Below are 12,345 nucleotides of genomic sequence, written 5' to 3'. Positions count from 1 at the left end.
CCGGAGCAACGGAGCGCCCCAACGGTCATACCGGGCGGGGTACCCTGTGATAGGGGACACAGTGAGGTGTAGACCTCGGGAACGTGTGCGGAGGTCACAAGCGAATGACGGTTGCCTTGCGCGCCCCCATCGCCGAATCGTGGCGTCGAGCCGAGCTGGCCGGGTTGGAACCCGAGTCCGCGCTCGACCGGATCGACCAGCAGAAAGTCGACCGGGACAGCCCGCTGCTGACGGCCGCGCGACCGGTCCTGCAGAAGCTGGCCGACGATCTCGCCGGCTCCAAATTCAGCACCCTGTTGGTCGACCGCGAGGCGCGGCTGGCCCACCTGTGGAGCGGCGATTCCACGGTGCGCTCCTCGCTGGACAGCCTCGGCGTCGACGTCGGCACCTGCCTGCTCGAGGACGTCGTCGGCACCAACGCGCCGGGCACCGTCCTCGAGACCCGGCGCAGCATCACGGTCAACGGCGATGAACACTTCGCCCGCAAGCTGCGCAATTTCAGCTGCTACGGGCACCCGATCTTTCATCCGGTCACCCGCCGGATCGAGGGCGTGCTCGACCTGTCGACGCTCACCCAGCACGCGCACCCGCTGGTCGCGCCGCTGGTGGCCCGGGCGGTCGCCGAGATCGAACAACGCCTCCTCGACCGCAGCCGGGCCAGCGACGCCCAACTGCTGCGCGCCTTCCAATCCGCCGGTGGCCGCCGCCGCGCCGTCGTCGCGGTCGGACACGACGTGCTGATGTCCAACCAGGCGGCGCTCGACCTGCTGACCTCGACCGACCTGGCTCTGCTGCGGATGATCGTCGCGGAGATGGGCGATCGCACCAGCACCGATCTGATGCTGCAGTCCGGGGTGCGCGCCCGGGTGCGCGCGGCTCGGGTGACCCGCGGCGGGGTGCTGCTCGATATCGAACCGGAAGCCCAGCAGCCGGCGGCCCCGGTGACCCGGGTGCGGCAGAACGCGCCGATCCTGATCGACGGGCCCCCCGGCTCCGGGCGCAGCACTCAGGCGCGCAGCGCCGCGACCGAACAGCCGGTCACCGTGCTGACCGCGGCCGGCGCGCTGCTCGACGGCAGCGAGGCGTGGGCGGCGGACTTCGCCGCCCGGGTGCGGTCCGGACAGGGCACGTTGGTGGTCGACGGCCTCGACCTGCTGCCGGAGAACCTGATCGCGATGATCGGCGACCACATCGCCGGGCGCGCGGATCCGCAGTTGATCCTGGTCACCGGCCCCTCCGACGGTCTGACCGGGCGCGCCGCCGCGCTGGCGGGCCAATGTGTCGACCGGCGCAGCACCGCGCCGTTGGCGCATCGGCTCGGCGAGCTGCCGCAACTGGTGCAGGCGATGCTGTCGACGGTCGGGGCGGACCCGTCGCTACATCTGACCCCGGGAGCGCTGCGGGCCCTCGCCTGCCATACCTGGCCGGGCAACCTGCGCGAGCTGCGGTCGGTGATCGAGTACGTCGTCGAACATCGGCGCACCGGCGGGGCGGTCATCGACGACCTGCCCGAGGCCTATCGGTCCCTCGAGCCGATCCGTCCGCTCGCCCCGATCGACCGGGCGGAACGCGACGCGATCGTCGCGGCGCTGCACGACTGCGGCGGCAACAAGGTGCGCGCCGCCGGGCAGCTCGGTATCTCCCGGACCACGCTCTACGCCAAGATGCGGGCGCTGCGGATCACCCGATACTGACTCCCGCGGCCGTCGTTCGCACGCGCGCCGAATCGTCGATGGTCGACAGTGGTCCGCCCGGCCGGTACGCGGCGCCCCGATGATTGTCCGGGAGTAGATCGCCTCGGCCGAACAGCTTGTGCCGCAACGTGCCCGGCGTGTACGTGCGGTCGTACCAGCCGCGCCGTTCCAATGCGGGGATCACGTGTTCGACGATGTCCTCGAACGATCCGGGGGTGATCGCATAGGCGACGTTGAAGCCGTCGACATCGGTCTCGTCGACCCAGCCGCGCAGCGCCTCGGCGATCTCGTCGCCCGAACCGATCAGCAGTGGACCGGTCCCGCCGATCCCACCCCAGGCGGCGATATCGCGGACCGTCCACTCGGAACCGGACTCCGACGCCTGCCGGAACGCCGCAACCGCCGATTGGATCGCATTGCTGTGCACATTGCCGATCGGCTCGTCCAGGTCGTAGGACGCCAGGTCGATGCCCATCCACCCGGACATGAACACCAGCGCGCCCTCGTCGCTGGCGTACCGCCGGTAGTCCTCCGCCTTGGCGCGAGCGGCCTCCGGGGTGGAATCGGTGATGATCGTCAGCAGCGTGTAGATCTTCGCGTCGTAGGCGTCGCGTCCGGCGGCGACAAGTTCCTCGCGGATCTGGGCGACCACGGTCCGCAGGATCGCCTTGGTCGGCGCGGCCACGAAGATCGCCTCCGCGTGCTGGGCGGCGAATCGGCGCCCACGCGGCGAGGCGCCGGCCTGGTAGATCACCGGTGACCCCTGCGGTGACGGCTCGGACAGATGTACCCCCGGAACGGTGAAATGTGTTCCGCGATGGCCGATATGGTGGACCTTGGCCGGGTCGGCGAAGATGCCGCGTTCCCGGTCGCGCAGCACCGCGTCGCGCTCCCAGGAACCCTCCCAGAGCTTGTACAGGACGGTGAGATATTCGTCGGCGTGGTCGTAGCGGCTGTCGTGTTCGAGTTGATCGTCGGCGCCGAGGTTGCGGGCCGCCGAGGGCAGATATCCGGTGACGACATTCCAACCGACCCGTCCGCGGGTGAGGTGATCGAGCGTCGACAGCCGGCGGGCGAAGGGGTACGGATGCTCGAAACCGGTGCCGGTGGTGACGCCGAACCCCAGGTGCTCGGTGGCGTGCGCCATCGCGGAGACCAGCAGCAACGGGTCGTTGACCGGGATCTGCGCGCCCTGCCGGATAGCCGCCTCGTCCGTTCCGGCGAAGACGTCGTACGTGCCCAGCACGTCCGCGAGGAATAGCCCGTCGAAACCACCGCGTTCCAGCAGTTTCGCCAGCGAAACCCAATAGTCGATCGTGTGGTACTCGCGGGAGCGGTCGTCCGGATGCCGCCACAGTCCCGGCGATTGATGGGCCACACAATTCATGTCGAAGGCGTTGAATCGGATGTGCTGATGCGGACTGCTTTCGGGCATTCGGTGAGCCTCCCGCGCGGTCGGCGCGACGACGACCCTTCCGCGCAGTAGGACGGAAAGGGCCGGATCCGCGCGACCCCGCCGGGTACTTGCGCCCGGGCAGTCGGTTGGCATAGGAGAGAGATATGTCCGAACCCGTGACGATCTGGCACAACCCGCGCTGCATGAAGAGCCGCGGGGCCCTGACCCTGCTCGAGGAGCGCGGTGTCACCCCGCAGATCCGCCGCTACCTCGACGACGCGCCGAGCCGGGCCGAGCTCGAGCAGATGCTGACACTGCTGGGCACCGACGACCCGCTGGCGATCACCCGCACCGGCGAGGCGCTGTTCCGGGAACTGGGGCTGAAGGGCGCCGACCGCGACACCCTGCTCGACGCTCTCGCCGAGCACCCGAAACTGATCGAGCGGCCCATCGTGATCCGCGGCGCGCACGCGGTGGTCGCCCGGCCGCCGGAATTGGCCGTCGACCTGCTCGACTGAGGCCTGGCCGCCGGGTGAGTGTTCAGCCGGGGGTGTGTGCAACGGTCTTCCTCAGCGGCGGTCCGAGGGCATAGTCTCCTCGGCCTCGCGCTGAGGAAGACCAGTGCACACCACCCGGGTCTGAACGGTCGTGCCGGCGAAGTGGCGCCGGTAGGCGGTCGGGGTGGTCGCGAACGCCGCGGTGAAGTTCTGCCGGAACGTCACCGTGCTGGCAAATCCGCAGGCCGAGGCCACCTCGTCGACGCTCCAGTCGGTGGTCTCCAGCAGTGTGCGGGCCTCGTTCAGGCGCTGGGCGAGGATCCAGCGCGCCGGCGTCATCCCGGTGGTGGTGGTGAACCGCCGGATGAAGCTGCGGCGACTCATATTCGCTCGGGTGGCCATCCGGTCGACCGACAACTCCTCGGTCAGGTGGCCGAGGGCCCACTGCTGCACGTCGGCGATCGCGGTGTCGGTGGGGGCATGGGCCAGCGGCCGTTCGATGTACTGGGACTGTCCGCCGTCGCGATGCGGGGCCACGACCAGACTGCGCGCCACCCGATTCGCGGCTGCGGATCCCAGGTGCCGGCGCAGCAGGTGCAGGCACGCGTCGATGGACGACGCCGTCCCCGCCGAGGTCAGCACGTCTCCGTGGTCGATGTAGAGCACCGAGGTCTGCATATCGGTCCCCGGCAGGTGCTCGGTCAGCTCCGGCAACAGCTCCCAATGTGTCACCGCGGTACGCCCTTTCAGCACTCCGCTCTCGGCGACCGGGAACGCGCCCAGGCACAGTCCCACGATGATCGCCCCGCGCTCGTGGGCGGTGCGCAGCAATCCTTGAAACCCCTCGTCGGAGGGGATCACGGGCTGCGGCCAGGACGGCACGATCACGATCCGCGCCCAGTCGACCAGTTCCGGCCCCTCGATCTCGCCGATCGGATAGCCCTCCGCGGTGCGGATGGAACCGGGACGGTCCGACCACAGCCGAACCTCCCAGTCGTCGGCCAGCCCGAGGCGCGCCAGCTCACCGAAGACCATCAGCGGCGCCGCCAGATGGAACATGGTGATGCCGTCGAACGCATACACCGCTATGCGCATGTCGCCTCCCGCGTCGGGGACGTCCACCGGCGCCCGGCACCATGGTGGCACAAAACCATCGAAAGTATGCATCCATGCCACTCGTCGCCCGGCGGCCGGCCTTGCAGGATGGGTCCCGACAACGCCGAAAGCAGTACCGGCATCGCCCAACTCGGGAGAACCCACCATGACCGCACCGCGCCGCGCGCTCCTCGTCGTCGACGTTCAGCAGGAGTACTTCACCGGCCCCCTCCAGATCCAGTACCCGCCCCGCGACGAGTCGCTGGCCGCCATCGTCTCCGCGATCGGTGTCGCCGCCGCGCAGGATATCCCGATCGCCGTGATCCAGCATCGGATGCCCGCCGGCGCACCGGTCTTCGTCGAGGGGTCCGCGGGCTGGGCGCTGCACCCCGACGTCGAGGCGGCCGTCGGGTCGTCCCCGAAGCTCGTCCACAAGGACTACGGCAGCGTCTTCGCCGGTACCGATGTGGCGGAATGGTTGCGCGCCAATGCGATCGACACCATCACCATCGTCGGCTATATGACCAACAACTGCGACCTGGCCACCGCGGTGGAAGCCGAGGGTCTGGGGTTCACCGCCGAGATCCTCTCCGACGCCACCGGCGCGATCAACCTGGCCAACGAGGCCGGCCACGTCGATGCCGAGCAGCTGCACACCACGCTGATGGTGCTCTACCAGTCGAACTTCGCCGCCGTGGCGACCACCGCCGACTGGACGGCCGCCGTGGCCGCCGGCACGGAACTGCCCAAGAGCAACCTGGTGGTCTCGGCGCTGCAGGGTCGCGAACTCGCCGTGGGCTGACCGCCCGGGACGGCGAACGGGAACGAGGCGGGCCTTCCGGTGGGGCCCGCCTCGCGCCGTTCGCCGCCCTGCGGGCCCGTCGGTGGCTGTCCGGTTCGACCTGTGCTTCTGTTGAATGAGACGGACGCGCCGGGTGCCGCGCACCGCGGCATGGCGCACGGTGTCGGCGGTCCAGGGCAGAATGCGTACGCCGCCCCGCGCGGTTTGCCACCGGAAAGGACCCGCAGTTGAGTTACACCGCCGCAGACATCACCGAGCTCGATGATGTCCAGCACACCCGCCTGCGGCCGGCGGTCAACCTGGGTCTCGACGTGCTCAACACGGCCCTGCGCGAGCTGGTCGACAACGCGATCGAAGAGGTCGCCGTCCCCGCCCACGGGGGCTCGCAGGTCACGATCACCCTGCATGCGGACGGTTCGGTCAGCGTCGCCGACGACGGTCGCGGCCTGCCGGTCGACTCCGACCCGGTGACCGGCAAGAACGGCATCGTCAAGACGCTGGGCACCGCCCGCGCCGGCGGGAAGTTCTCCGCCCACGCCGACGCCGCGAGCACCGGCGCCGGGTTGAACGGCATCGGCGCCGCCGCGGCGGTCTTCATCTCCGCCCGCACCGACGTGACGGTGCGCCGCGCCGGCAAGACCTACCTGCAGAGCTTCGGCGGCGGCTACCCCGGCACCTTCGAGGGCAAGGAATTCGACGCCGAGGCCCCCTTCACCCGCGCGGACGCCCAGAAACTGCGCGGTGTGAGCAATCGCAAACCCGACCTGCACGGTACGACGGTGCGCATCCTGTTCGATCCGACCGTGGTGCCCGACACCAGCGTGGACATCGGCGAGGTCCTGCTGCGCGCGCACGCCGCCGCACGGATGTCTCCCGGGGTGCACCTGGTCGTCGTCGATGAGGGGCGCCCCGGCGAGGAACTGCCCGCCGCCCTGCTCGAACCGTTCAGCGGCCCGTGGGGCACCGAGGCGCTGCTGAGCCTGATGTGCACCGCCGGCGATACCCCCGTACCCGGCGTGCGCTCGACGGTGGAGGGGCGCGGCGAGTACACCACCGGCCGCGGGCCCACCCCGTTCCGCTGGTCGCTCAGCGCCGGCCCGGCGGAACCGGCCACCGTGGCCGCGTTCTGCAATACCGTGCGCACCCCCGGCGGTGGGTCGCATCTCAACGCAGCGATGAAGGGGCTGTCCGAGGCGTTGGCCGACCGGGCGTCGCGCATCCGCGATCTGGGCCTGGCCAAGGGCGAGGAAGGTCCCGAGCCGCAGGACTTCGCCGCGGTCACCGCGCTGGCCGTCGACACGCGTGCCCCGGACGTCGCCTGGGATTCGCAGGCCAAGACCGCGGTGTCATCGCGTTCGCTCAACGTCGCGATGGCCCCGGATGTCGCACGCAGCGTGACGATCTGGGCGGCCAACCCCACCAACGGCGACGCGGTGAGCCTGTGGACGAAGCTGGCCCTCGAGTCGGCCCGCGCCCGCCGCAGCGCCGAGGGTGCCAAGGCGCGCTCGCGGGCGGCCTCGCGGGCCAAGGGGCTCGGTACCAACCTGTCGCTGCCGCCGAAGCTGCTACCCAGCAGGGAGACCGGACGCGGGTCGGGCGCCGAACTATTCCTCTGCGAGGGCGACTCGGCGCTCGGCACCATCAAGGCCGCCCGCGACGCGACCTTCCAGGCGGCGTTCCCGCTGAAAGGCAAGCCGCCCAACGTGTACGGCTTCACCCTCACCAAGGCGCGGGTCAAGGACGAGTTCGACGCGATCGAGCGCATCCTGGGCTGCGGGGTGCGCGACACCTGCGATCCCGAGCAATGTCGCTACGACCGCATCCTCTTCGCCTCGGACGCCGACCCCGACGGCGGCAACATCAACTCCAGCCTCATCTCGATGTTCCTGGACTTCTACCGGCCGCTGGTCGAGGCGGGCATGGTCTACGTGACCCTGCCGCCGCTGTTCGTGGTCAAGGACGGTACCGAGCGGATCTACTGTCAGGACGAGTCGGAACGCGACGCCGCGGTGGCCCGCTTGAAGGCCTCCTCCAAGCGCAAGGTCGAGGTGCAGCGCAACAAAGGTCTCGGCGAGATGGATGCCGACGACTTCTGGAATACCGTGCTGGACCCGCAGCGGCGCACCGTGATTCGGGTACACCTCGACGAGGACGAGAAGCGGCTGCACCACATTCTGTTCGGCGGACCGCCGGAGGGGCGGCGCACCTGGATGGCCGATGTGGCCTCCATGGTCGACACCTCCGCGCTGGATTTGACGTAGGAGACCCACCGTGACCGCCACCCTGGACGTTCCCGAGCAGAATCCCGAGCTGGTGCTCGACCAGAGCGCCGACGACTATTGGAACCACTACCAGCTGACGTTTGCGCTCTACAGCGTCAGCGACCGCGCCATCCCGTCCGCGTTCGACGGGCTCAAGCCCGGCCAGCGCCGCCTGCTGTACCAGATGCACGACTCGAAGCTGTTGCCCGGCAACAAGCCGCAGAAGTCCTCCAAGGTCTGCTCCGCGGTGACCGGCAACCTGCACCCGCACGGCGGCGCCTCGATGTACGGGGCCGCCGCGCTGATGGCCGCGGACTTCCAGCGCGTCAAGGTCATCGACGGGCAGGGCGCCTTCCCCCGCATCCAGGGCGATATCCCCGCCGCCGACCGGTATACCGAGATGCGGCTGTCCGCACCGGGTGCCGCGCTGACCGCGGAACTCGACGACCACGCCGTGCCGATGGTGGCGACCTTCGACGGCGAGTGGACCGAGCCGACGATGCTGCCCGCTCAATGGCCGGTGCTGCTGTGCAATGGTGCCGTCGGTATCGCCGAAGGCTGGGCCACCAAGGTGCCCGCGCACAATCCGCGCGAGATCATGGCCGCCTGCCGGGCACTGCTCGCCCGGCCCAACACCACCGACGACACCCTGATGAAGCTGATCCCCGGTCCCGACTGGGGATGCGGGGCCACCGTTGTCGGCACCGCCGGGCTGCGCGAATACATCACCACCGGGCGCGGGCAGCTGACCGTTCGCGGCACGATCAACGTCGAGGGCAAGAACTGCATTGTCACCGAACTGCCGCCCGGCGTCGCGAGCAATACTGTGCAGGACCGGATTCGAGCGCTGGTGGAATCCGGTGAGATGTCCGGGGTCGCCGACATGTCCGACCTCACCGACCGCCGCAACGGGCTGCGCATCGTGGTCACCGCCAAGCGCGGCCACAACGCCGAGCAGATCCGCGACCAACTGCTGGCCCTCACACCGCTCGAGTCGACCTTCGCCGCCAGCCTGGTCGCCCTCGACGAGGACCGGGTGCCCCGCTGGTGGAATGTCCGCGAGCTGATCGGCGCCTTCCTGCACCTGCGGGACTCGGTGGTGCTGCACCGCAGCGAGTACCGGCTCGAAAAGGTCACCGCCCGGCGACATCTGGTGGCGGGCCTGATGAAGATCCACCTCGACATCGACGCCGCGGTCGCGGTGATCCGCGGCTCCGACACCGTCGACGAGGCCCGCACCGGCCTGCAGGCGCACTTCGAGATCGACGAGGAACAGGCCAACTACGTACTGGCCCTACAGCTTCGCCGGCTGACCAAGCTCGACGTGATCGAGCTGCAGGCCGAGGCCGACAAGCTGGACGCCGAGTTCGCCGAGCTGACCGAGCTGGTCTCCAACCCCGACGCGCGGCGCACGGTCATCGACCGAGAGCTGGTGGCGACCGCGAAACTGTTCAAGGGCCCCGAGTTCGACCGGCGCACCGTGCTCGACTACGACGCGACCCCGGTGGCGACCGGCGCCGACGACGACGGTCCGCGCGAGCGGAAGGTCAATACCGCGTGGCGCCTGGACGATCGCGGCGTCTTCTCCGACAGCCACGGCGAGCTGCTCACTTCCGGCCTGGGCTGGGCGGTGTGGACCGACGGTCGGGTCAAGTTCACCACCGGCGGCGGCCTGCCCTTCAAGATCCGCGATATCCCGGTGGCCCCGGACATCACCGGGCTGCTGCGCTCCGGGGTACTGCCCGAGGGCTACCACCTGGCGTTGGTGACCCGCCGCGGCAAGATCCTGCGCATCGACCCGGCCGCGGTCAACCCGCAGGGCGCCGCGGGCAACGGCGTCGCCGGGGTGAAGCTCGCCGCCGACGGTGACGAGGTGATCGCCGCGCTGCCGGTGTCCTGCGCGAACGGTGAGGCGCTCCTGTCGATCTCGGACAAGGGCTGGAAGGTCACCGAGGTCGCCGATATCCCCGTCAAGGGGCGCGGCGGCGCCGGGGTGGCGTTCCACCCGTTTGTCGCCGGCGAGGACGCGCTGGTGTCGGCCGAGATCTCGGTGACCGGATTCGTCCGCGGCACCCGGGCGGTGCGACCGCAGAACCGGGCCAAGGCGTCGGTCAAGGGATCGGGAACGGATGTGACGCCCGCCGGATAGGTGTACCTGAAGGAACGGGGCTATTCTTTCGATTCCTCGGTATCGCGGTAGGTCCGGGCGCGTGTGGCGACCTCCTCGGCGACGTAGCGTGGCGCGGCAGGAGCTGACCGGGCTGGTTTGGTAGGTGCCGGCGAGCAGAGTGATGCACTCCTGCGCGCATGTATAGCCGAGCCGATTGAAGAGCAGCGCTGCATCGTCGAGGTCGCGATCGTCGCGAGAGGCATGCAGCTTCATCGCCAACAGATACTCCGGTGACGGTACGCGTACCAGCAGCGACTCGGACTCGAATACGGTTTGTGGGTGCTCGTCCGCGCCCGGCAGGAAACCCTTGGCGGCGTCGTTGAGCCAGTCCGGTTCCAGTCCGTGCGGCTCACTCATCTCTTCGGCGATCTGCCGCACCTCCGGAGCTGGGACGAACAGCGCGTCCACGTCACGGGTGAGACGGTCACGGTCGTAGGCCAGCGCCATCGCCGCCCCGCCCACCACGAACAGTTGTGCAGCCACGTCTGCGGCTGCGAGGCGGTCGGACAACTCGGCGAACAGGGCGCGTACCCCGTCGGCATCGAGTGGTCCGCTTCCGGTCATGCCCTCGCCAGGGAGCGGGAAGTAATGAGAATCCCACGCCGCCGGAAGGCTTCGGGACTGTCTCGGTCCGCCTCGTCCCGGAAGATCGCCGGCACCGCCGGATACCAGATGGAGGTGCGACGTGATGAATCTTGTGCCCAGGCAGGTACCTGCCATCCATCCCGCTCGGCGAGGTAGTCGGCAAGCGCGGCGAACGCTGCATCGACTTCTGCTGCGGCCGTCCGGCGCGGTTCCTCGGTGAACACCTCGGCTGCACGCGCGGGGCCGCCTCTTCGCAGGGCGGAAGTGTAGTCGTCCAGTGTTTGGAGAATGGCGAATCGCCAGCACTCATCCAGGCCCTGGCCATCTGCCAGGAGTGTGTGGCAGACGGAGGCGTTCTGCGCGGCGGTGTGCCGCACGTCGACACTCGAATCGGGCGCGGTCTCGGGCGTGGCACGGGCAGCATCCAGCAATGCTGCAACCGAAAGCACCTCGCCCCTGAACGCCATGACTCTGCCTCCTCCGGGACGATTGTCCCAGACGCACCGACGGAAGTCTTGCCGCCGGACGCCAACCTGCGACTGGTTCACCGTTCGGCTCAGTGCGCCCCGCAGCGCCGCGCGACCAGCACAGCGAGGGTCCGCGCGACCGCCAACGTGTCCGCCAGCGACACCTTTTCGTCCGGGGCGTGCGCGTCGGTGAGCGCGCCGGGCCCGTACAGCACCGTCGGAACTCCGGCGGCGGTGTAGTGCCGCTGGTCGCTGCCGTACGGTGCCGCCACCAACTGCGGGCTTTCCCCGCGGACCGTCGCCACCGCGTCGGCGACCTCGCCGATCAGTGGGTGCCCGTCGTCGACCGATCCGGAGGCGAACTGACCGCCGGGCCACGTCACGCCCACCGGGTGCTCCCGCAGCCACGGATCGACGGCGCCCAGACCGGCCACCACCTGCTCGAACTCCGCCCGCGCGGCCGCCGGATCCTCCCCGATGCGCACCCCGTAGCGGCCGTCGGCGACCACCAGATCGGGCACCGTGCTCGCCCATTCACCCGCCCGCACCATGCCGATCGACAGCGCATAGGGCAGCGGGTTACCGCCGAAGCGGGCGTCCCCGCCGGCGTTGCGGCGCTCCTCCAGATCCCGCAACGCCCGGTGCACCCGCTCGAAGACCTCCAACGCGCTGACCCCGTCGAGCCGGTTGCTGCCGTGCGCCGCGCGGCCCGGCACCTCGAGCCGGAAGGTCAACGCCCCCGCCGACGCCACCACCAGGCGCCCGTCGGTGGGTTCGGTGATCACCGCTGCGCCGCCGCGATGCCCGCGCCGCAGCGTCGCGAACGCCCCCAAGCCGCCGTCCTCCTCCGACGCGACGCTGTGCACCGCCAGCGGGGCGGCCAACCGCACCCCCGAGGCGAGCACCGCCCGCGCCACCGCGACGTTGACCGCCAGCCCGGAGAGCATGTCCGCCGCCCCGCGCCCGTAGAGCAGATCCCCGCTGATCGTCGCGCCGGTCGGATCGACCGTCCACGCCTCCGGATCGCCGTTCGGGACGACGTCGACGTGCCCGACCAGGATCATCCCCGGCAAACCGGGTCCGGTCGCCGCCGCCAACCCGAGCAACTCGCTGCGGTCGGTCTCGTCGCCCGGGCCGCCCGGCGCCGCGCGCAGGGCCTCGACGTCCTCCGCCCACAGGTCGACGGTCAGCCCGGCCGCCCCGAGCCGATCGGCGAGATAGCGCTGCGCCGCCGACTCGCCGTCGCTCCCGGTCACCGGCCCGAACCGGACCAGCGCGGCCAGGTCGGCGACCAGAGCGTCCTCGTCCACCGCATCGACGATCCGTCGCATGGCGGCCTCGGAAGCCGCGTCGATCGACACCATCCCCTCACCCTAGG

Annotated in this window: 9 protein-coding genes and 1 pseudogene; 5 read left to right on the top strand and 5 right to left on the bottom strand. The window is 70.1% G+C overall.

All coding sequences use genetic code 11. The features are described from left to right. Positions 1-104: 104 nt before the first annotated feature. A complete protein-coding gene (locus tag MB1_RS01500) occupies positions 105-1,694 on the top strand; it encodes a sigma-54-dependent Fis family transcriptional regulator (RefSeq protein WP_066902955.1) in 1,590 nt (529 codons plus the stop codon). Here the strand turns inward: MB1_RS01500 and MB1_RS01495 are convergent. After that, entirely contained in the window at positions 1,681-3,129 is a 1,449-nt protein-coding gene (locus MB1_RS01495) for an LLM class flavin-dependent oxidoreductase (RefSeq protein ID WP_066902953.1), read from the bottom strand. The genes MB1_RS01500 and MB1_RS01495 overlap by 14 nt on opposite strands. Before the next feature lie 125 nt (positions 3,130-3,254). Here MB1_RS01495 and arsC point away from each other — a divergent pair, with 125 nt between their 5' ends. Next, the gene (arsC, locus tag MB1_RS01490) at positions 3,255-3,608 is read left to right on the top strand and encodes an arsenate reductase (glutaredoxin) (RefSeq protein ID WP_066902951.1); all 354 of its coding nucleotides are present in this window, start codon (positions 3,255-3,257) and stop codon (positions 3,606-3,608) included. 51 nt (positions 3,609-3,659) lie between these two features. Here the strand turns inward: arsC and MB1_RS01485 are convergent, their stop codons facing one another. Beyond that, positions 3,660-4,682, bottom strand: a complete 1,023-nt coding sequence (locus MB1_RS01485; protein WP_157083849.1) for a GlxA family transcriptional regulator — start codon at positions 4,680-4,682, stop codon at positions 3,660-3,662. 166 nt (positions 4,683-4,848) lie between these two features. Here MB1_RS01485 and MB1_RS01480 point away from each other — a divergent pair, with 166 nt between their 5' ends. The 3 genes from MB1_RS01480 to MB1_RS01470 all read left to right on the top strand — a co-directional run bounded on the left by MB1_RS01480 (position 4,849) and on the right by MB1_RS01470 (position 9,894). Beyond that, complete coding sequence (locus MB1_RS01480; protein ID WP_066902949.1) at positions 4,849-5,484, top strand: isochorismatase family protein; 636 nt, start codon at positions 4,849-4,851, stop codon at positions 5,482-5,484. Between the two features lie 227 nt (positions 5,485-5,711). Next, positions 5,712-7,745 (top strand): toprim domain-containing protein, encoded by a 2,034-nt coding sequence (locus MB1_RS01475; RefSeq protein WP_066902947.1) that lies wholly within the window; start codon positions 5,712-5,714, stop codon positions 7,743-7,745. A gap of 10 nt (positions 7,746-7,755) precedes the next feature. Next, positions 7,756-9,894: a DNA gyrase subunit A gene (locus MB1_RS01470; protein WP_066902945.1), complete on the top strand. Its 2,139-nt coding sequence runs from the start codon at positions 7,756-7,758 to the stop codon at positions 9,892-9,894. Positions 9,895-10,098: 204 nt separating this feature from the next. On the opposite strand, the pseudogene MB1_RS26865 reads toward MB1_RS01470, so the two are convergent. The 3 genes and pseudogenes from MB1_RS26865 to MB1_RS01460 form a co-directional block, all read right to left on the bottom strand. Further along, positions 10,099-10,479, bottom strand: a pseudogene (locus MB1_RS26865) (DUF6036 family nucleotidyltransferase); the annotation flags it as partial. Then, positions 10,476-10,967 carry a hypothetical protein gene (locus MB1_RS01465; protein WP_066902943.1) on the bottom strand — a complete coding sequence of 164 codons (492 nt, stop codon included), beginning with the start codon at positions 10,965-10,967 and terminating at the stop codon, positions 10,476-10,478. The gene MB1_RS01465 and the pseudogene MB1_RS26865, both read right to left, overlap by 4 nt. Positions 10,968-11,056: 89 nt before the next feature. Continuing rightward, on the bottom strand, positions 11,057-12,331 hold the full coding sequence (locus tag MB1_RS01460; protein WP_066902941.1) for a M20/M25/M40 family metallo-hydrolase: 1,275 nt from the start codon (positions 12,329-12,331) through the stop codon (positions 11,057-11,059). Positions 12,332-12,345: the final 14 nt, after the last annotated feature.

The organism is Millisia brevis NBRC 105863 (assembly GCF_001552615.1).
Lineage (GTDB): Bacteria > Actinomycetota > Actinomycetes > Mycobacteriales > Mycobacteriaceae > Millisia > Millisia brevis.
Note: the sequence above shows the minus strand (reverse complement) of the source record. Positions and strands in the feature narration are given on the sequence as shown.